This window comes from Pseudomonas sp. 10-1B (genome assembly GCF_000935045.1).
In the GTDB taxonomy this organism is placed as follows: domain Bacteria; phylum Pseudomonadota; class Gammaproteobacteria; order Pseudomonadales; family Pseudomonadaceae; genus Aquipseudomonas.
In genome coordinates, this window is the sequence record NZ_JYKS01000019.1 from 1 (window position 1) to 20448 (window position 20448).

The window sequence follows — 20448 nt, forward strand, 5'->3', positions numbered from 1 at the left end:
GCAACAAATGTGGGAGCGGGCTTGTCCCGCGAAGCGCCGCGCGGGCGGCGCTCGATCTCACAGACGCTGAAGATGCAATGGCGGACATCCGCGAAGCGCCCCACGGGCGGCGCTCGATCTCACAGGCGCCGCAACGACTATGGCGGCCCCCTGCAGGCAATTGACGCAAAGCCCGCCCCATGCTCTCCTTATATCTCGCGTTCAGGTGCCCCCTCGGGGGTGAAACGGGAAATCGGTGCGTCGCAGGCCCTCCAGCAGGGCCGGACAAGACCGATGCTGCCCCCGCAACGGTAAGCGAGCGAAGCGTCTGTACCACTGTGCCCGGTTGTCCGGCATGGGAAGGTGACGCTTTCCAGGAGCACTGCTCTTCCTCGCAAGCCCGGAGACCGGCCTGACGTTCATGAACACCCCGCGGTGGGCGGGCGCTGTTGCATTCCCCAGGGCGACCACGCCCGGGGCTGCCGCGCTTGCCCATTGCCCACAAAAAGCAGAGGAACGCGTCATGCCCGTCACCAGCAGCAAGCAACACAGCATTACCACCCCCGTCACCCTCAGCCAGCGTGTCGTGATTGCCGTCGGCGCTAGCCTGCTGGGCCTGTGCCTGGTGTACTTCGCCGGTTTCTCGCACATCGAGGCGGTGCATAACGCCGCCCACGACACCCGCCACAGCGCCGCCTTCCCCTGCCACTGAGTACGCCCGATGATTACGCGCATTGCCCGTACCGCGGGCTTCAGTGGGCTGCTTGCGGCCCTGTTGCTGACCTTGCTGCAAAGCTTCTGGGTCGCCCCGCTGATCCTCGAAGCGGAAACCTACGAGTCCTCGGCCCCAGCCGCACTCCACGAGCATGGCGACGAAGTGGCCGCCCATGAACACAGCGCCGAAGCCTGGTCGCCGGAGGACGGCTGGCAACGCGTGCTATCCACCACCGGCGGCAACCTGGTGGTCGCGGTCGGCTTCGCCCTGATCCTCGCCGCCCTGTACAGCCTGCGCGAGCCGCAACGCACCGGTACCGGCGCGCTGTGGGGCCTGGCCGGGTTCGCCGTGTTCTGCCTGGCCCCAACCCTTGGCCTGCCGCCGGAACTGCCGGGCACCGCTGCCGCCGACCTGGGGCAGCGCCAGGCCTGGTGGGTCGGCACAGCCAGCGCCACCGCCCTGGGCCTGGCCCTGCTGGTGTTCGCTCGCCACGGGCTGCTCAAAGCACTTGGCGCCGTGCTGCTGGTGGTCCCCCATGTTATCGGCGCGCCGCAACCCGACGTGCATGAAAGCCTGGCCCCCGAGGCACTGGAAACCCAGTTCAAGGTAGCCTCATGGCTGACCAACGCCGCCTTCTGGCTGGCCCTGGGCCTGCTCAGCGCCTGGCTGTTCCGCCGCTCCAGCCAGGCTTGATGCCTGCCTTTTACGCCGGTTTCGGCTGCCGCCGGGGTTGCCCGGCGGACACCCTGCACATCCTGCTGCGCCAGGCCCTGGATAGCCGGGGCCTGGCTTCGGCCGACCTGCAAGGCATCGCCAGCATCGCCCTCAAGGCCGACGAACCGGGCTTGCGGCAGTTGGCCGAGCGCCTCGGTGTGCCGCTGGTGCTGTACGATGTCGCATTGCTGCAGCCCTACGAAGCCCATCTCAGCCACCGTTCCGCCGTGGCCCATGCCCACAGTGGCTGCTGGGGTGTGGCAGAGAGCGCGGCACTGGCCCTGGCCAACCAGCGGCTTGGCACGGCCAGACTGCTGCTCACCCGCCAGGTGCTAGGCCCGGCGACCCTCGCCCTGGCCGGCTGAACGTTTCACCCCTCTTTTCTGCAAGGACTTTTCATGACCGTCTACTTCATCGGTGCCGGCCCCGGCGACCCGGAACTGATCACGGTCAAGGGCCAGCGGCTGATCCACCAGTGCCCAGTGATCATCTATGCCGGCTCCCTGGTGCCTGCCGCCGTGCTCGAAGGCCACCAGGCCGAGACCGTGATCAACAGCGCCGAACTGCACCTGGAGCAGATCATCGACGCCATGCGCAGCGCGCACGAACAAGGCCGGGATGTGGCCCGGGTACACAGTGGCGACCCTAGCCTGTATGGCGCCATCGGCGAGCAGATTCGTCACTTGCAGGCCCTGGGCATCGATTACCAGATCATCCCCGGGGTCACCGCCACGGCGGCCAGCGCCGCCCTGCTCGGCTGCGAACTGACCCTGCCACAGGTCGCGCAGACGGTGATCCTCACCCGCTATGGCAACAGCTCGCCGATGCCACCCGGCGAGCAACTGGGCGACCTGGCACGCCATGGCAGCACCTTGGCGATACACCTGGGGGTCAAGCACCTGGCGCGCATCGTCGATGAATTGCTGCCGCACTACGGCGCGCACTGCCCTGTGGCGGTGGTGCATCGCGCCAGCTGGCCAGACCAGGACTGGGTGCGAGGCACCCTCGGCGATATCGTCGAGGGTGTCGCGGCCAAGGCTTTTCGCCGTACGGCGCTGATTCTGGTAGGCCACGTGCTGGGCGAAACGCCGTTCGCCGATTCGGCCTTGTACCGCGCGGAGCACGCCCACTTGTATCGCCCTGGCGACTGAGCATTGCCAGCCGCGTTGTGGGTGTTCGCCACGACAGCTTCAGCGCCTATGAGACCGAGCGCCGCCCTCGCGGCGCATCGCGGGCAAGCCCGCTCCCACATCTGTTTCGGGCCAATTATGCCTGTGACAGAGGCGCGCGCACCTTTGGTGCATGGCTTGAGAGGGATGGTGCGGCGGCAGCGCACACCTCGTTATCGCGTCGGGCAGACAAGGCGGACAGCGGTGGCTTCACAGAAGTGACTGGCCCGAAACAGATGTGGGAGCGGGCTTGCCCGCGAAGCGCCGCGCGGGCGGCGCTCGGTCTCACAGGCGCTGAAGATGTCGTGGCGAACGCTTGGTGGCCTTCTCCCCCTACTCCCGGCAAGCAAATCGCAACCTTTCTTTCCCAACATTGCGTGAAGAACCTTTTTTTGTAGGACTTTTCAACAACAAGCACGTGGATTATCAACACTTCTATACTCGGCATTACCAAACCTCGGGATTGGTCGTATCTTGCAGCGCTTCCGATTAACCCGCTTGCAAACGTATTCCTGAGTGATCCAGGAAGCGGACCACATCCTGACTGGAGTTTTCCTCATGACTACCGTGCTGATCGTCGACGACCACCCCATCGTCCGGTTGTCCTTGCGCCTACTGCTCGAGCGCGAGCGCTTTCATGTCGTCGGCGAAGTTGGCAACGGCAGCGAGGTGGCGCAGGTGGCCCGCGAACTGCGTCCGGACGTGGTGATCCTCGACATCGGCCTGCCCGGCCTGGATGGCATGGAGGTGATCAAACGCCTGCAATCCCTGGACCCGGTGCCCAAGATCATGGTGCTGACCGGGCAGGCCACGGACCTGTACGTGCGGCGCTGCCTGGATGCCGGGATCGGCGCCTTCGTCACCAAGGAAGAGGACCACGAGGCGTTGCTGTTCGCCCTGAAAGCCCTGGTCAAGGGCTACTCGACCTTCCCGCAGATGTCGGTCAACAGCAACTCGCTGGAGAGCGAGCCGGTTCGCCTGGCCAGCCTTTCCAACCGGGAAATGGAAGTGCTGCGACGCCTGGCACGCGGCGAGAACAACAAGAATATCGGCACTCGCATGAACCTCAGTGCCAAGACCATCAGCACCTACCGAGGCCGCATCATGGAAAAGCTCAAGACCGAATCGTTGGTGGAAATGGTCGACCTGGCCAAGCGCAACAGCGTCTACTGAGCGCTCGACTGCCATGAAGCTTCTGCTGGCAAGCGTCCTCCTGGCCGTCGGTGTGGCCGGCTCCAGCGCGCTGCTGGCCAACAACGAACCGCGCCAGTTGCTGGCCCGCTCGGTCAGCGCCGCAGCCCCGCTGCAGCTGTCCAGCGAAGACCGGCAATGGCTGCAGCAACGCCAACACCTGGTACTGGGCAGTTCGCGGCCCGACTACCCGCCGTTCGAAATAAATATCAGCCCGCATGATTATGAAGGCCTGAGCGCCGATTATGCAGGTATTGTCGCTGAACAACTTGGCATAGCCATCGAGGTACGGCGCTACGACAGCCGCCACGAAGCCATCGCCGCCTTGCGTGAAGGCCATATCGACCTGCTGGGCAGCTCCAACGCCTTCGAAGCGGCGGATGCCCAGCTGGGCCTCAGCACCCCCTATGCCGACGACCTGCCGGTCATCGTCACCCGCGAGGGACGTAGCTTGAAGAACGCGCCCGACCTCGCTGGCCTGCGCCTGGCCATGGTCGATCACTACCTGCCAGCCAGTACCGTACGTGCCCTCTACCCCAAGGCGCAATTGAGCCTGTACCGCTCGACCCTGGCCGGGTTGGCCGCCGTCGAACTGGGCGAGGCCGACGCCTACCTGGGCGATGCCATCAGCACCGACTTCCTGATTGGCAAGAGTTACCAGGGCACGCTGAAAATCGACCACTTCTGCCAGGTTCCGCCCGGGGCTTTTGCCTTTGCCCTGGCCAATGACAACCCGCGCTTACACCAGTTGGTAGACAAAGCGCTGGCCCGCATCAACGAAAGCGAACGTCTGAACATTCTGCGCCGCTGGAGCAGTGGCAACACCAGCCTGCTGCTGCAACGCCACCTCACCGCCTTGACCGCTGAAGAAGAAGCCTGGATCGCCGCCAACCCCACCATCAGCGTGCTGGTCAATACCTCGCTGGCACCGCTGACCTTCAACGATACCCAGCACCGCCACAGCGGCATTACCCTCGAGCTGCTCAAGCAGATTTCGCTGCGCACGGGGCTGCATTTCAAGCCAGTCGAAAGCCCTTCGGCGCAGGCGATGGTCGACCGCCTGGTCCGCGGTGATGCACAGATGATAGGTGCCCTGGGTTATGGCACGGACCGCGCGAAGCAACTGCGTTATACCCGCCCCTACCTGGTCAGCCCACGGGTACTGGTAACCCGCAGCGACGTGGCATCGCCCGCGCAGGCCATGGCGCTGGACGGCCAGCGCATCGCCCTGACCCGCGGCTCGCCGCAGCGGGCAATGTTGCAACAACGTTACCCGCAGGCCAGGATGGTCGAAGTGGACAACCCGCTCGAGCTGATGGAGGCGGTGGCCAACGGTGCTGCCGACGTCGCCCTGAGTAGCCACATCAATGCTGCCTACTACATCAGCCATGTGTTCAAGGAGCGCTTGCGCATCGCCAGCGTGCTCGATGATGACCCGGCCATTGCCGCCTTCGCCGTGGCCTCGGACCAGCCCCAACTGCAGGCCATTCTCGATAAAGCGCTGCTGAGCATTCCGCCAGAAGAACTCGACCAGTTGATCAACCGCTGGCGCACCAGCACCCTGGTCAGCGACAGCCCCTGGCGCGATTACCGCACCCTGGCCTTGCAGGTGCTGGTGCTGTCGGCCTTGCTGCTGGCCGGCGTGGTGTTCTGGAACAGCTACCTGCGCAAACTGATCAACCAGCGCACCGAGGCCCAGCATGCCCTGCAGGCCCAACTGACGCTGAGCCGCGGCCTGCTCGAGCAGTTGCGCCAGGCCAAGGACGACGCCGAACAGGCCAGCCAGACCAAAAGCACCTTCCTGGCCACCATGAGCCATGAAATCCGTACCCCCATGAATGCCGTGATCGGCCTGCTGGAACTGGCCCTGGAAGACAGCCGCAGCGGCCGTTGCGACACCCAGACCTTGCAGACCGCCCATGACTCGGCCATCGGCCTGCTTGAGCTGATTGGCGATATCCTCGATATCTCCCGTATCGAATCCGGGCACATCACCCTGCAACCGGTACCCACCAACCTGGTCGAGTTGGTACGCGCCACAGTGCGGGTGTTCGAAGGCAATGCCCGAGCCAAAGGCCTGCATTTGCACAGCGAGCTGCCCACGGCGCCGGTCTGGGTGCTGGCTGATCCGCTGCGGCTCAAGCAGATCCTGTCCAACCTGATCAGCAACGCCATCAAGTTCACCGACCGCGGCGAAGTCCACGCCAGCTTGCTGCTGCCCCCGGCCGCCGAGCACAGTGGCCTGCCAGTGGAATTGAGCGTGCGCGACAGCGGCATCGGCATCAGCCCCTCCGACCAGGCCCGGCTGTTCAATGCCTTCGTCCAGGCCGAAGGCCCTCGGGCCCGCCAAGGGGCAGGCCTGGGGCTGGTCATCAGCCGCACCCTGGCCGAATTGATGGGCGGCACCTTGTGCCTGCAGAGTGTCGAAGGCGTCGGCACCAAGGTGCAAGTCAACCTGCAACTGCCCGCCTGCGCAGCACCGGAGCAAGCCGAACAGCACCCCTCGGTGGCTGAAAACAGCAGTGGCCCGCTGAACATCCTGGTGGTCGACGACTACCCCGCCAACCTGCTGTTACTGGAGCGCCAACTCCACACCCTGGGGCACCGCGTGACCTTGGCGGAGAACGGCGAAATCGCCCTGGCACACTGGCAGGCAGCACGCTTCGACCTGGTGATCACCGACTGCAGCATGCCGGTCATGGACGGCCACGAACTGACACGCCGGATCCGCAGCCTGGAAGGCGAACGCGCACTGGCGGCGTGCCGGATCCTTGGCGTAACCGCCAATGCGCAGGCCGAAGAACGTACACGCTGCCTGGCCAGCGGCATGGACGAATGCCTGTTCAAGCCAATTGGCCTGCGCATGCTCAAGACCCACCTGCCCCAGGCGCACTCCCGGCAACAGCCCCCGGCGCTGCGCAGCAGCGGCTTCAACCTGGGCGAACTGCGCCACCTGACCCAGGATGACGAACAACTGACGCGGCATTTGCTCGAACAGCTGTCACAAAGCGTCAGCGAAGACCTGGCCAGCTTGCGCGCACTCGCCCCGGACGCCCCCTGCGATGCCGTGCGCGCCCTGGCTCACCGCATCAAGGGTGGGGCAAAGATGCTCAAGGTGCGTACGGTGGTCAAGGACTGCGAAGCCATCGAGCAGGCCCAAGGCCAAGGCTTGCCAACAGCTGACTTGCGCCTGCAGCTGCAAGCCAGCCTGCAGACCCTGCTACAAGAGCTGGGCGATGCGCTCAATGCAATTGCAACGTCGAACTGATCTGGCTGATGGCATCCACCACATGCCGTGAACCCTGTTGAATCTCCATGATGACCGTGCCGGCCTCGTTGGCCAGCGCAACACCATGACCGGTACGGTTCAAGCTCGACTGCATGCTGGCCACGGCCAGCAGCGACAGGTCGTGGTTCTGCCGCACTACGTCGACGATTTCCAAGGTTGCCTTGCTGGTCCGCGCCGCCAGGTTGCGCACCTCATCAGCCACCACGGCAAAACCGCGCCCGTGCTCGCCGGCGCGAGCCGCCTCGATGGCCGCGTTCAAGGCCAGCAGGTTGGTCTGGTCGGCGATGCCACGGATGGTCAGGACAATCTGCCCGATCACGTCCGACTGCTTGCTCACGGCATCGATGCTGCGTGCGGCATCATTGAGTTCCGCGGAGATCTGCTCGATTACCTGCACCGCCTGCTGCACCACCTCGGTACCCTTGCGCGCGCACGCGTCGGTCTGTACGGAGCTGGCATGGGCAGCATCGGCGGCGCTTTGCTGGGTGCAGACCTGGCGGGTGATGTCGCTGGCGAACTTCACGACCTTGTACAAGCGGCCCTTGCTATCGAAGATCGGGTTGTAGGAGGCCTCCAGGTAGACCATCTGGCCCTGCTTGTCGATGCGCTCGAAGCGGTGCGAGTGGTATTCACCGCGGTTGAGCGATGCCCAGAACTCGCGGTATTCGGCCGACTCGCGCTCATGCGGCAAGCAGAACAGCCCGTGGTGGTGGCCAACCACCTCATCCAGGCGATAGCCCATGGTGTCGAGGAAGTTCTGGTTAGCCGTGATCACCCGGCCTTGCGGGGTGAACTCGATCACCGCCATGGAGCGGCTGATGGCCTTGAGCAAGCTTTCGCTCTCATGTTCCAGCACTACCCGCTGGCTGATATCGGACGCCACTTTGATCACGCTGCTGACCTGGCGCTGCTCATCCAGTACTGGCATGTAGCTGGCTTCGAGCCAGACCTCACGGCCGACTTTGTCGATACGCTCGAAGGTACCGCTGATGGCCTTGCCCTGCCCCAGTTCATGCCACAGTTGTTGGTATTCGGCGCTTTTCGCATAGCCAGGCTCGCAGAACAGCCGGTGATGCTTGCCCCGCAGTTCGTCGGCGCTGTAACCCATGGCCTGGCAGAAGCGCTCGTTGGCATCGAGAATGGTGCCATCGGGGGCGAATTCGATCATTGCCATCGAATGGCTGATTGCTGCCAGTTTGGCTTGTGCGCGGGCCAACGCCTCGTGGCTGCGCTGGATTTCGACCAGATCGGACTTGCGGTGGAAATCGAACATGACGCCGGGCTCCTGTATGCGCGGTGTCCTGAGCATAGATCGCTAGATGCAAGTCGTGGTTTTTGTAGCGCCTGAGAAATCGAGCGCCGCGCGGGCGGCGCTCGATCTCAAAACCACAACATCATTCAAGGCGTACTCAGGAACTCTCCCGCACCATCAACTCGAAGCCCAGGTCCTGCTGCGCGGTCGGCACCCGCTTGCCATCGAGCAATGCCAGCAGTGCCTGCGCCGCTCCCCGGCCAACGGCGGCCCTGGGCGTGCGAATCGAAGTCAGCCGCGGCACCATGTGCGCCGAAGCCGGCAGGTCGTTGAAACCGACCATCGCCACCTGCCGTGGCACCTCCACCCCCTGGCGCAAAGCCTGCAGCACCGCACCCTGGGCCAGGTCGTCGTTGCAGAAGAAGATGCCGTCGACATCCGGCGCCTGCTGCAACAGCTGGCTGAACAGCGCGCTGCCCAGGGCAATGGAAGAAGGCTCCGGCGCCAACACCTCCAGCTCGGCGGCTTGCAAACCGGCCTCGGCCAACGCCTGACGGAACCCTTCGGCACGCTGCATCACCCGCGGGTCGAGCTGCGCGGCAATGAACGCCAGGCGCTTGCGCCCACGCTCGATCAAATGCCTGGCAGCAGCGCGCCCTGCCTGCTGCTGCGAAAAGCCGACTGACAACGCCCCGGCCTCGCCATTGAGTTCCATCATGTGCACGCAGGGCACGCCACTGGCGGCCAGCATTTGCCGCGAAGCCTCGCTGCGCTCGAAACCGGTCAAAAGCATGCCGCAGGGCTGGTAAGCCAGGTAATTGCGGATCAAGTTCTCTTCTTCGGCAATATCGTAGTGATAGTTGCCGATCAGCACCTCGAGGCCACGCGGGCGCATGACCTCGTGAATGGCCTCCAGGGTGTCGATGAACAGCTGGTTGGACAGCGAAGGGATCAGCACCACCACCGACTGGCTGCGTGCCGAGGCCAGCGCCCGGGCCGCCGGGTTGGCCACATAGCCGAGGCTCGCTGCCGCAGCGACGACCCTTTCCACCAGCTCCGGCGCAACCGTACTGACCCCACGCAGGGCGCGCGAGGCGGTAATCGGGGAAACCCCGGAGAGCCTGGCAACTTCTGCCAGGGTGGGACGACCTGTAGTGCGGGAGCCGATGCGGGACATGGATGTTGTAATTTTACTACTTGCAAGGATGGGGAACGGCCACTAAGGTAGCGCTGTCTCAGGACGCAGGCAATGTAATCTTTGGTAGCGGCCATCACACGCTCGCTGCCAGGCGTCCATACTGCGTAAGGACAAGACCAATAACACCGGGGAGGTGGCTGTTCGTCGGCGACGAGACAGCGCTATCTCACCCCGCAGGAGGTACTGATGAATTCTCCCCTGTCCGCCATTGTGGTGATGGGCGTGGCCGGTTGCGGCAAAAGCTGCATCGGCGCCGCCATTGCCGCCAAGAGTGGCGGCCGCCTGATCGAAGGCGACGCTTTCCACCCTGCCGAAAACATCCGCAAGATGAGCGCTGGCATCCCCCTGGACGACAGCGACCGTGCCGGCTGGCTGGTGCGCCTGGGCCAGGAGCTGCAAGCCTCGACCCAGGCTGGAGAACGCCCGATCCTGACCTGCTCGGCACTCAAGCGCCGCTATCGCGACACCCTGCGCGATGCCATGCCCGGGCTGGTATTCGTGTTCCTCGAACTGTCGCCCGCCGAGGCCGAAAAGCGCGTGCTGGCCCGCCCCGGGCATTTCATGCCAGCAAGCCTCATCGACAGCCAGTTCGCTGCCCTCGAGCCGCCACACGGCGAGCCACTGACCCTGCCGCTTGACGCCACCCTGCCTATCGAGGCACTTGCCGAAGCGGTGGACAACTGGCTAAAGCGCTGCGGTGAGCGGGGCCTGGCGCAAACCGCCTGAACCCGGCGGCTTTTCCGTCTCACCAAAGACAGCGCTACCTCGACCCGCCAACGCGGGCAAAGTTGCAAACAAGCTACGCCCAAAACAACGATAAGACCGAGGCCTTAAAACCATGTTCGGACTGGCTACTGATACCTTCCTACTGCTCGATGCGCTGGTTACCATCGTCGGGCTGATCCTGCTGATCACCCACTTCAAAGTCCACCCCTTCGTCGCCCTCACCCTCGCGGCCGGCTTCCTCGGGCTGACCTCCGGCATGCCGGTGGCCAAGGTCATGAAATCGTTCCAGGACGGTTTCGGCGGCGTGCTGGGCTTCGTCGGCATCGTGCTCGCCCTGGGCACCATGCTCGGCAAGCTGATGGCCGACTCCGGCGGTGCCGACCAGATCGCACAAACCCTCATTCGCGCCTTCGGCAAGAAGAACGTGCATTGGGCCATGATGTTCGCCGCCTTCCTGGTGGGCATCCCGCTGTTTTTCGAAATCGGCTTCGTGCTGCTGATTCCGTTGGTGTTCATCGTCGCCCGACGCTCTGGGGTGTCGTTGATCAAGATCGGCATTCCGCTGCTGGCGGGCCTGTCGGTGGTACACGGCCTGGTTCCCCCGCACCCGGGCCCGTTGCTGGCGATCGGCATCTTCCATGCCGACATCGGCAAGACCATCTTCTATGGCCTGATCGTAGCGCTGCCCACCGCGATCATCGCCGGGCCGCTGTTCGGTAACTTCATTTCTCGCTACATCCCGGGCAACCCGTCCCAGGAACTGATGGACCAGATCGCCAAGGAGTCCGACCAGGGCAACCTGCCGAGCTTCACCATCACCCTGGTCACCGTGCTGCTGCCGGTGGTGCTGATGCTGCTGAAGACCTTCGCCGACGTGGTACTGCCTGCCGAACACATCGTGCGCCAGTGGATGGACCTGATCGGCCACCCCATCACCGCCCTGCTCGCCGCCCTCCTGCTGGCCTTCTACACCTTCGGCTCGGCCCGTGGCTTCAACCGCCAGCAGATCATGAAGATGCTCGACCAGAGCCTGGCACCGACCGCCGCCATCGTATTGATCGTCGGTGCCGGCGGGGGCTTCAAGCAGATGCTGGTGGACACCGGCGTGGGCAACGTGATCGGGCAGATGGCCGTGCAGGCAGAGATTTCACCGATCCTGCTGGCCTGGCTGGTGGCGGCGGTGATCCGCATCGCCACCGGCTCCGCCACGGTCGCCACCATTACCGGCGCGGGCATCGTCGCACCGGTGATCGACCTGGTACCGGGGGTGAATCGCGAGCTGCTGGTGCTGGCCACCGGTGCCGGCTCGCTGATCCTGTCGCATGTGAACGACGCCGGCTTCTGGCTGGTGAAACAGTACTTCAACATGACCGTGGCAGAAACCTTCAAGACCTGGAGCATGATGGAGACCATCCTCTCGGTGGTCGGCATCATCTTCATCATGTTGCTGTCGCTGGTGGTGTGACCGTTGATCGGGGTAATGGCACCTTGACGTTTCGGGTAGGGCCGAAGGGAAGTATGAGCCCTACCCGAAGCAAAGGAGCCTGCCATGACCCGCTCAAGCATCCTGTTGATTGCCCTGCTCGCCTCGCCACTGGCCGTTGCGGTCGGTACGGGGCCTACCTACCCTGACGACCCGCACAACCCGGCGCCCACGCCGGGCGTGGACAGCACCCTCAACCCGATCGAAAAGCCCATGCCACGGGATACCGACCCGCGGATACAAGGCAACGACCCGGAAAGCCCGCCGGCGCGGCAGAATGATGGTCGCGATCTGCCGGGGATGGATGGCAGTGGCTCGGAGGGGAGCGGGCGGCAAGGCGATAGCGGCACGAGCACCGGTAACCCCTGATGTGAGAGCAACTGTCTTGTATTGCCTGGACTGGCCTCATCGCCGGCAAGCCAGCTCCCACAGGGATCTGCGCAGACTTATCAAATTTTGAGCAAGACAGTTGCTCCCACCTCGACGGCATAGGCCTCAAGCCCTGTGCAGTACCTGTGGGAGATTCTATGGTTTCTGGCAATGGCATCAGGGTTGCCAGGTGCTCGCCACGGCATCTTCAGCGCCTGTGAGACCGAGCGCTTGCAATTGCCCAGCCCGGCCATGCAGACGCTCACCGCCGCGCTGGAGTACCTAGCGGTGCTGGCTGCCCGGGCCGAGCAGCCATTGCGCAGCTCGCTGGTGATCAGCCAGGGCGCCAGCCGTTTGCCGCGTACCGGCTTTTTCGAGTGCGTAGAGCGCCTGAGGCGCTTTTCCGGGCCGGTCGATGGCATGGAGGCGGCGTCGTGGCATGCCTCCGAAGTGGTTCGGGTGTTCGAGTACAGCTATCCCGAAACGGCCTGAACGCGGATCCTTGTGGGAGCGGCCTTGCGTCGCGAAAGGGCTGCGCAGCAGCCCCAGATTCTCAGCTTCGCCGCAAAGAATGCCGGGGCCGCTTTGCGGCCCTATCGCGACACAAGGCCGCTCCCACAGGTACAGCGCAAGGCTCAAAGCCTGTGGTGAACCTGTGGTGGCTTGCCGGCGATGAGGCCAGTCCAGGCAATACAAGACATTTGCTCCTACAAGTACCTGACAAAACCACAGTCACCACTGGCGCTTGTCTGGCCGGGTCAACCCCAGCTTCTCGATCCGGTAGCGCAGCATGTCCCGCGACAAGCCAAGCATCCGCGCCGACTTGGTCACATTCCAGTCGGTGCGGTCCAGGGTCTTGCACACCAGGTCACGCTCCATGTCCGGCAGGCTGGTGCCCGGCTCCGGCTCATGCCGTGGCACTTCGAACATCGCCGGCGCATGCGACTGTACCAATGGCTCATCGATCAGGGTCATGCACAGGTTCAACTGGTGCGCCTGCACCACCTCGTTCGGCGCCAGCAACACGGTCTGCTCCAGCATGTTGCGCAGTTCGCGCACATTGCCTGGCCAGCTGTAGCTGAGCATCAAGCTTTCAGCCTCGGCGGAAAACCGCAAGTTCGGCTTGCCATAACGCCGGCCATGGTGGGTCAGGAAATGGCGCGCCAGCAGTAGCACGTCCTGCCCGCGCGCATACAGCCGCGGCACCTTCAGGGCAATGATGCGCAGGCGGAAGAACAGGTCGCGGCGGAACTTGCCCTGCTGCACCATCTGCTCCAGGTTGCAGTTGGTGGCGCTGATCACCCGCAGGTCGACCTTGCGCTCCTTCACCGCGCCAATCCGGCGGATGCTGCGATCCTCCAGCAGCTTGAGCAACTTGGCCTGCAGCACAAGGTCCATCTCGCCGATCTCATCGAGGAACAGTGTGCCGCCATCAGCGGCCTCGACCAGGCCCACGCGGCGCTCCTTGGCATCGGTGAACGCGCCCTTCTCGTGGCCGAACAGCTCGGCCTCCAGCAGGTTGGCAGGGATCGAGGCGCAGTTGAACTCGATGAACGGCCCCTTGCTGCGCGAGCCGTCGAAATGCAGGGCACGGGCTACCAGCTCCTTGCCAGTACCGGTCTCGCCCTCGATCAGCACCGGTGGCAGGTCGTCGCTGGCCATGCGTCGCTCGGCATCCAGTATCTGGCGCAGGGTGTGCTTGAGGGTGAGCATTGCCGGCGACTCACCGATCAATGCCTGCAACCCGGACTTCTGCGCCTCGCGCTCCTGGTAGAACGACAGTGTGCGCTCCATGCGATCGGCAGCCAGGGCCTTGTCCAAGGTCAGCTTGAGCTCGGCCAGCACCACCGGCTTGGTCAGGTAATGGAAGGCGCCCTCCTTCATTGCCTGTACGGCATCTTCGACATTGCCGTAGCCGGTCATCATGATCACTTTCAGGTCCGGCTCCTGTGCCACCAAGGTGCGCAACAGGTCGTGCCCGCTCATGCCCGGCAGTGAGTTGTCGGTCAGCACCGCGTCGGGGCGGGCCCGCTTGACCTGCTCCAGCGCCAGCTCTGCGTTATGACACACGGTGACCTCGAAGCCCTTGAGGCTGAGGTAGGTGCGAATGTTGTCGGCAAGGATTTCATCATCCTCGACTACCAGGATGCTGTGCTCCATGGTCCCCTCCCGCTGCGATATTGAATGTAAGGCTGACGCGGGTTCCTTCCTCTTCCCGGCTGCTCAGGCTGACCGAGCCGCCAAAGCGTTCCATGATGCGTTTGACCAGGGCCAGGCCTACGCCGAGACCGCCCTGCTTGGTGGTGTAGAACGGCTTGAACACCATCCGCTCCTGCTGTTGGCTCATGCCCTTGCCAGTGTCGCTCAGCAGCAGTTCGGCACGCTGGCTGTCCTTTACGCTGACCTGGGCGCGCAGCGTGCCGCCTGCCGGCATGGCTTCCAGGGCATTGGAAAACAGGCTGTTGAGAATCTGCGTGAGCTGCAGCGGCTGGCTGGCCACCCACTGCAGGTTGGGGCCTTCGTAGCAGAAGCGCACACCGTTGCGCTCGATCTGCTGGGCGAAGGCCAGGTGGGTGTCCTCGATGGCCGCTACCAGGTCCACCGCCTCGGCTTCGTCGCTGGCCGGGCGCAGTGACACCAGCAAGTCGCGCACCCAGCGTGACATGCGGTCCACTTGGCTGATGATGTCGGTAATATTCTTCTGCGCTGCGGGGTTGGCGATTTCCTCGGCCAATTCGGCGCTGGAGCGGATGTTGGCCAACGGGTTGCGCAAGCTGTGGGCCACGGCAGACGACATCTCGCCCAGCGCCACGTAGGTTTCGCTGGCCACCAGCCGATCCTGCTGCAGGTGCAGCATCTGCGCCGCACGGCGCACGATCCAGAACAGGCCGAAGTAGATCAGCGCGCCGCCCACCAGGGTCGAGGCCCAGATCAGCACATAACCCCGCTGGATGCGCCGGACCAGGTCCTGTGGTTCCTTGTAGACTTCCACCATCGCCAGCACTTGCTCGCCCTGGCTGTCGAACAGGGGGATGTAGTTCTCGATGAACAGGTAGTTGGGTTCACGCAGGAACTTCTGCTCTTCGCGGTCATCTTCGGCCTTGTGGTAGCTGGCCGACACCGCCTTGCGCGAACGGAAGGCGCGATCGAGGTCACCATCGGCCTCGATGCGCTTGCCGATCAGCTCCGGGTTGGTCGACCAGACGATGGTACGGTCGCGGGCATAGACGTTGGCCAGCAAGGTATCGGGCAGGTGCTCGACATGGTCAAGGAACTCGACCCGGGTCGACTCGCTCAGCTGCGCGGAGACCTGCAGGTGCTGCTGGTCCAGCCGTGGGTCAAGCAATTCCCCCATGGTGGTGCCCGGCGGCAGCTGCGAATGGCGGACCTCGGCCTGGGCCATGGCCTGGATGAACTGGGCAGTGAGCATGGCATCGCGCTCGACGCTATCGCGCACCACGAAACGCGTCGATACGTACCCCAGCCCGCCCGCCACCGAGGCGATGATCAGCAGGCTGACCACCGAAAACCAGCGCAGCAGGTTGAATTCGCGCAAGGGTACGGCCATACCACCGGGGGGGATGCTGGCCTTGTCGGGAACTTCGTTTTCCAGCATCTGCATCGCGTGGTTCCCGCCCAAGGCGTCCGTTCAGAAATGCATCAGGGCTTTGCACAGTAGCCAATTGATAGCATCCCACCTGTGCAGCCGCAGCTGCCATTTGTCGCGTGTTGCCGCACATCACACACTGCAAGAACTCAGCCAGCCAACAATAAAAAATTAAAATGTTATTTTTCAGTAACTTACAATATTTTATTAAGAAAAACTGGAGGATAAGCCCCCACATTTGGGTAACTTTTACCCATAAACAAGAAAATTCTTTATATTCAAATAGATACAAAATCTTTTTAACGCCGACCATCAAGTTTTCGCCAAGCGAAAAATCAGCGTCACACGGGTGCCATGGCCTTCACTGCTACTGAGCCGGACCGTGCCGCCGTAACGCTCCATGATGCGCTTCACCAGCACCAGCCCCACGCCCAGCCCACCCTGCTTGGTGGTGAAAAAGGGCCTGAAGGCCATGCGCTGCTGTGCTTCGTTCATGCCCTTGCCATTGTCGGACAGGCACAAGGTCAGGCTGCGCCTGTCCTGGCGCACCACCTCGACGCGCAGCCGCCCACCTTGCTCCATCGATTCCAAGGCATTGGCGACCAAGCTGCTGAAAATCTGCCGCAGTAACGCCGGGTGCCCCCATACCTGCACTGCCGGTAACGGTCGCAGGTCCAGGCTCACCCCGCCACGCGCCAGCGGTACGCCGAAGGTTTGTAGGCTTTCCTGCAGCGCCAGCGGCAAGTCCACCGCCGCTGCCTCATCGTTGAGCGGGCGCAGTGACTGCAACAGCTGGCGAATCCACTGCGACATGCGGTCGACCTGGCTGATGATGTCGTTGACATTGCGCTGCGCCGGGCCTTCGTCGAACGCCTGGGCCAGCTCGGCACTGGAGCGGATGCTGGCCAGTGGGTTGCGCAGGCTGTGGGCAACCGCCGAGGAAACCTCGCCCAGCGCCACGTAGGTTTCGTTGTTGATCAGCCGCTTCTGCTGCACCGCCAGCAGCCTCGCCGCACGGTGCATGATGCCGTACAGCCCCACGTAGACCAGCCCGGCCCCGACGGTGATCGCCAGCCAGATCAGCAGCAGGCCATGCTCGATGCGCACGATCAGGTCGTGGGGCTCTTTGTAGATCTCGACCATCGCCGTGACGTGCTCACCTTCGGCATCGAACAGCGGAATGTAGTTTTCTATGAACAACTGCTCGGGCGGGGTGACGAATTTCTGCTCGGAACGCGCCTGTTCGAAGCTGTGGTAGCTGGCCGAGACCCGCATCTTGTACTCGAACGCCCGGTCCAGGTCGTCGTCCCCTTCGATCAGCTTGCCGATCAACGCCGGGTTGCTGGACCAGATCACCGTGCGGTCCGGAGCGTAGATATTGGCCAGCAGCATGTCGGGCAGGTGCGAAATATGGTCGAGGAACTCGCCACGGGCCTTGCGCCGGGCATCCGGGTCAACGTCTGGCAAGTTGCTGCGGTCGGTGCGTGGGTCGAGCAGCTCGCCCATGGTACGCACATTGGGGATCGACACATGGCGCACTTCGGCGTCGGCGATGGAGGTGATGAACTGCGCGGTGAGCAAGGCATCGCGCTCGACGCTTTCGTCAATGATGAAACGGCTGGAAATAAGCCCCAGCCCGACGGCCACGGAGAGGATGATGGCCAGGCTGACCCAGGCGTACCAACGCAGCAGGTTGAACGGCTTGCGTGGCGCAACCAGCTCGTTACCGGCAGGCACTTCAATTGCGTCGGAACGAGGGGCGATGTCCATGGCGGACTCCACATCTGGGCACCTTCAGAAGGTTATAGCCCAGAGTTGGGGAAACCATAGTATTAAATTGATGGCATCCGCCGAAGGGTAATTCATAGACTTTACACGGTCCCTGTGGGAGCGGGTTTACCCGCGAAGAAACCAACGCGGTGCATGGCACCGGCTCCGCCGGTGTTCGCGGGTAAACCCGCTCCCACAGGGATCGTATGAGCTCAAAGACGGTTCTAGAAAGGCGAATCAGCCGCCAGCCCCTGCAACTTGCGGTACTCCTGCAGCACTGCCGGCACATAGCGCCGGGTCTCGGCGAACGGCGGCACCGTGCCGCGGCGCAGCACGGCATCCGGGCCGGCATTGTAGGCTGCCACAGCCAGGGTGATGTCGTTGTCGAACAGGTTGAGCATGCGCTTGAGGTAACGTGCCCCGCCCTGCACGTTGTCTTCCGGGTCCAGGCGGTTTTCCACGCCCATCTCGCGAGCGGTATCCGGCATCAGTTGCATCAGCCCCACCGCACCTGCTGGCGAACGGGCCTTGGGGTTGTAGCCGGATTCGGCCTTGATCAGTGCATGCAACAAGGCCGGGGGTACGTTGTGGGCCTGCGCTGCGGCGGCGACCAGCTCGGCGTAGGGGCGGCCAGTGATCATCTGCGCGTTGGCCGGGCCGGCCTGGGCCAGCGGCTCGCTGATCACTTTTTCATAGTGGCGCCCGGGGCGATGGACGTTGCTCAATACGTAGCCACCCTTGGCATCGATGGAGATGTACACATCGGCCTGGGCTGCACCTGCCGCCAGCCAGATCAATCCGAGGATGAGTCCACGCATGTCGGTCGCCTCTTCGTCGTGGCCCCCGATGTGGGGGAAAAGCCCCGGAAAACCCGAGGTTGAACACCACGACGCAAGCACTGTGCCGCTTCCTGCCCCGCATGGCGCAAGGCCCCGAGGCAGACGTGCACGGCTGTTGCATGGTGCCTGGAAAAGCTTGTCCCCATGCAGCGGAGGGCTTCACCATGCAGCGCAGATCCACCCCCCAACGTGGCTTCACCCTGCTCGAACTCCTGGTGGTCCTGGTGGTGCTCGGCCTGTTGGCCGGCATCGTCGCGCCCAAGTACTTCAGCCAGCTCGGCCGCTCCGAGGCCAAAGTGGCGCGGGCGCAGATAGAAGGGCTGAGCAAGGCGCTGGACCTGTACCGCCTGGAAGTCGGCCACTACCCCAACGGTGAGCAAGGCTTGCAGGCCCTGGTGGTCGCCCCCAGCGGCGAACCGCGCTGGAGCGGCCCGTACCTGCAGAAGGCCGTGCCGCAAGACCCATGGGGCCGGCCGTACATCTACCGGCAACCCGGCGAGAATGGCGGTGAATACGACCTGCTGTCGCTGGGCAAGGACGGCCAGCCCGGTGGTGACGGGGAAAACGCCGAAATCACCAGTTGGCAGTAAGGAGAGCGGCCATGCGCTACAGCCTCAAGGCCCTGGGCAGACAAGGGGTGGTGCAGTTGCAGATCGACGCCGAGGACGCCGACCAGGCTCGCCGCCAAGCCGAAGAGCAGGGCCTGCGCGTGCTCAGCCTGCGTGGCCACGGCGCTGCCCTGCGCGGCATGGCCTGGCGCCGCGAGGCAGGCTTTGACCTGGTGCTGTTCAGCCAGGAACTGTCGACCCTGCTCAACGCCGGCCTGCCGCTGATCGACGCGCTGGAGAGCCTGGCGGAAAAGGCCCCCGCGGCAACAGCGCGCAAGGTGCTGGCCGAGCTGGTACGCCAACTCTACGAAGGCCGCTCGCTGTCCCAGGCCCTGGGCCAACAGCCACGGGTGTTCCCGCCGCTGTACGTGGCGCTGGTACAGTCCAGCGAACGCACCGGCGCGCTGGGCGACGCCCTCGCCCGCTACATCAGCTATCGCCAGCGCCTGGACCTGGTACGGCAGAAGCTGGTGGGCGCATCGGTCTACCCGTTGCTGCTGTTGCTGGTGGGCGGCGGCGTGGTGCTGTTCCTGCTCGGCTATGTGGTGCCGCGTTTCAGCCAAGTGTTCGAGGGCATGGGTAACGAGCTTCCCTGGCTGTCACAGGTATTGATGCAGATTGGCCTGTTCCTGCATGCCCAACAGTTGCCACTGGCGCTGGGCTGCGTTGGCGGGGTCACGGCCCTGTGGCTGCTGCACCGGCACCCACGGGTACGGCACTGGGCATCCTGCCAGTTGCGGCGCCTGCCGGCGCTGCACCAACGCCTGATGATGTACGAACTGGCGCGCTTCTACCGTTCGCTGGGCATCCTGCTGCAAGGCGGTATCCCCATCCTCACGGCCATGGGTATGGCCCGCGGCCTGCTCGGTAGCGCGGCAGCCCAAGGCCTGGAGCAGGCTAGCCAGCGCGTCGCCGAGGGCCTGCCACTGTCCGATGCCCTGGAGGCTGGGCACCTGGTCACGCCGGTATCGCTTCGCCTGCTGCGGGCCGGCGAGCAGTCCGGCAACCTGGGCGAGATGCTGGAACGCTGCGCCGACTTCCATGACCAGGAAATCGGCCGCTGGGTGGAATGGTTCGTCAAATTGTTCGAACCGCTGCTGATGACCTTCATCGGCCTGCTGATCGGCCTGATCGTGATCTTGATGTACATGCCGATCTTCGAACTGGCCTCGAGTATTCACTGAATCGCCGGGTTCAGGTTTTCGCGCGAGGTAGATGTTGAATGGGCGATCTGCGCGCAGCGGCCACAGGTATAACGTGTACCCGAGACCTCCCCGGTGCCTGTGGGAGCGGGCGAGCCCGCGAAGAATCCAGCGCGGTGGATGGCACCGGCTGCGCCGGTGTTCGCGGGCATGCCCGCTCCCACCTCGACCGCATAGGCCTCAAGCCCTGTGCAGTACCTGTGGGAGCGGGTTTACCCGCGAAGCAGGCAACGCGGAGTATGGCACCGGCTTCGCCGGTGTTCGCGGGTAAACCCGCTCCCACAGGGGCCCGCTAATAAGTTAGGTGCTGCTCTATGAGCGGCCTTGTGTCGGGATG

Annotated in this window: 17 protein-coding genes, 2 pseudogenes and 1 riboswitch; of the genes and pseudogenes, 12 read left to right on the top strand and 7 right to left on the bottom strand. The window is 63.9% G+C overall.

From position 1 onward, the window contains the following. Window positions 1–186 precede the first annotated feature (186 nt). Window positions 187–410, top strand: a riboswitch (cobalamin riboswitch). Window positions 411–502: 92 nt separating this feature from the next. The 6 genes from TZ03_RS12320 (at window position 503) to TZ03_RS12345 (ending at window position 7036) form a co-directional block, all read left to right on the top strand. Beyond that, window positions 503–691 (top strand): CbtB domain-containing protein, encoded by a 189-nt coding sequence (locus tag TZ03_RS12320; RefSeq protein WP_051097882.1) that lies wholly within the window; start codon window positions 503–505, stop codon window positions 689–691. Between the two features lie 9 nt (window positions 692–700). After that, window positions 701–1387: a CbtA family protein gene (locus tag TZ03_RS12325; protein WP_051097883.1), complete on the top strand. Its 687-nt coding sequence runs from the start codon at window positions 701–703 to the stop codon at window positions 1385–1387. Beyond that, window positions 1387–1773: a cobalamin biosynthesis protein gene (locus tag TZ03_RS12330; RefSeq protein ID WP_051097884.1), complete on the top strand. Its 387-nt coding sequence runs from the start codon at window positions 1387–1389 to the stop codon at window positions 1771–1773. Before TZ03_RS12325 ends, TZ03_RS12330 begins: the two co-directional genes overlap by 1 nt. A 33-nt stretch (window positions 1774–1806) precedes the next feature. Beyond that, a complete protein-coding gene (gene cobM / locus TZ03_RS12335) occupies window positions 1807–2559 on the top strand; it encodes a precorrin-4 C(11)-methyltransferase (protein ID WP_051097885.1) in 753 nt (250 codons plus the stop codon). 576 nt (window positions 2560–3135) lie between these two features. Further along, window positions 3136–3750: a response regulator transcription factor gene (locus tag TZ03_RS12340; RefSeq protein ID WP_051097886.1), complete on the top strand. Its 615-nt coding sequence runs from the start codon at window positions 3136–3138 to the stop codon at window positions 3748–3750. A gap of 13 nt (window positions 3751–3763) precedes the next feature. Then, the gene (locus TZ03_RS12345) at window positions 3764–7036 is read left to right on the top strand and encodes a transporter substrate-binding domain-containing protein (protein ID WP_051097887.1); all 3273 of its coding nucleotides are present in this window, start codon (window positions 3764–3766) and stop codon (window positions 7034–7036) included. On the opposite strand, the gene TZ03_RS31980 is transcribed toward TZ03_RS12345, so the two are convergent. The 3 genes and pseudogenes from TZ03_RS31980 to TZ03_RS12355 all read right to left on the bottom strand — a co-directional run bounded on the left by TZ03_RS31980 (window position 7011) and on the right by TZ03_RS12355 (window position 9486). Next, window positions 7011–7469 carry a methyl-accepting chemotaxis protein gene (locus TZ03_RS31980; protein WP_269082550.1) on the bottom strand — a complete coding sequence of 153 codons (459 nt, stop codon included), beginning with the start codon at window positions 7467–7469 and terminating at the stop codon, window positions 7011–7013. The two genes, TZ03_RS12345 and TZ03_RS31980, sit on opposite strands and share 26 nt — an antisense overlap. A gap of 78 nt (window positions 7470–7547) precedes the next feature. Further along, a pseudogene (locus TZ03_RS31985) lies at window positions 7548–8366 on the bottom strand (PAS domain-containing protein); the annotation flags it as partial. A 100-nt stretch (window positions 8367–8466) separates the two neighbouring features. After that, a complete protein-coding gene (locus tag TZ03_RS12355) occupies window positions 8467–9486 on the bottom strand; it encodes a LacI family DNA-binding transcriptional regulator (RefSeq protein WP_051097889.1) in 1020 nt (339 codons plus the stop codon). Between the two features lie 207 nt (window positions 9487–9693). On the opposite strand from TZ03_RS12355, the gene TZ03_RS12360 reads away from it, so the two are divergent. From TZ03_RS12360 to TZ03_RS12375, 4 genes and pseudogenes are all read left to right on the top strand, one after another. After that, a complete protein-coding gene (locus tag TZ03_RS12360; RefSeq protein ID WP_051097890.1) occupies window positions 9694–10233 on the top strand; it encodes a gluconokinase in 540 nt (179 codons plus the stop codon). A 112-nt stretch (window positions 10234–10345) separates the two neighbouring features. Further along, window positions 10346–11698, top strand: a complete 1353-nt coding sequence (locus TZ03_RS12365) for a GntP family permease (RefSeq protein ID WP_051097891.1) — start codon at window positions 10346–10348, stop codon at window positions 11696–11698. An 84-nt stretch (window positions 11699–11782) separates the two neighbouring features. Continuing rightward, complete coding sequence (locus TZ03_RS12370; RefSeq protein ID WP_051097892.1) at window positions 11783–12085, top strand: hypothetical protein; 303 nt, start codon at window positions 11783–11785, stop codon at window positions 12083–12085. 222 nt (window positions 12086–12307) lie between these two features. Then, window positions 12308–12577 (top strand): annotated as a pseudogene (locus tag TZ03_RS12375) (hypothetical protein); the annotation flags it as partial. Between the two features lie 240 nt (window positions 12578–12817). On the opposite strand, the gene TZ03_RS12380 reads toward TZ03_RS12375, so the two are convergent. The 4 genes from TZ03_RS12380 to TZ03_RS12395 form a co-directional block, all read right to left on the bottom strand. Further along, entirely contained in the window at window positions 12818–14245 is a 1428-nt protein-coding gene (locus TZ03_RS12380; RefSeq protein ID WP_051097894.1) for a sigma-54-dependent transcriptional regulator, read from the bottom strand. Continuing rightward, on the bottom strand, window positions 14214–15707 hold the full coding sequence (locus TZ03_RS12385) for a sensor histidine kinase (protein WP_051097895.1): 1494 nt from the start codon (window positions 15705–15707) through the stop codon (window positions 14214–14216). Before TZ03_RS12385 ends, TZ03_RS12380 begins: the two co-directional genes overlap by 32 nt. 297 nt (window positions 15708–16004) lie before the next feature. Next, window positions 16005–17462 carry a sensor histidine kinase gene (locus TZ03_RS12390; protein WP_051097896.1) on the bottom strand — a complete coding sequence of 486 codons (1458 nt, stop codon included), beginning with the start codon at window positions 17460–17462 and terminating at the stop codon, window positions 16005–16007. A gap of 224 nt (window positions 17463–17686) precedes the next feature. Further along, window positions 17687–18280 (bottom strand): lytic transglycosylase domain-containing protein, encoded by a 594-nt coding sequence (locus tag TZ03_RS12395; RefSeq protein WP_051097897.1) that lies wholly within the window; start codon window positions 18278–18280, stop codon window positions 17687–17689. 185 nt (window positions 18281–18465) lie between these two features. Here TZ03_RS12395 and gspG point away from each other — a divergent pair, with 185 nt between their 5' ends. Further along, window positions 18466–18891 (top strand): type II secretion system major pseudopilin GspG, encoded by a 426-nt coding sequence (gene gspG / locus TZ03_RS12400; RefSeq protein ID WP_051097898.1) that lies wholly within the window; start codon window positions 18466–18468, stop codon window positions 18889–18891. A gap of 11 nt (window positions 18892–18902) precedes the next feature. Beyond that, a complete protein-coding gene (locus TZ03_RS12405; protein ID WP_051097899.1) occupies window positions 18903–20093 on the top strand; it encodes a type II secretion system F family protein in 1191 nt (396 codons plus the stop codon). Window positions 20094–20448 lie beyond the last annotated feature (355 nt).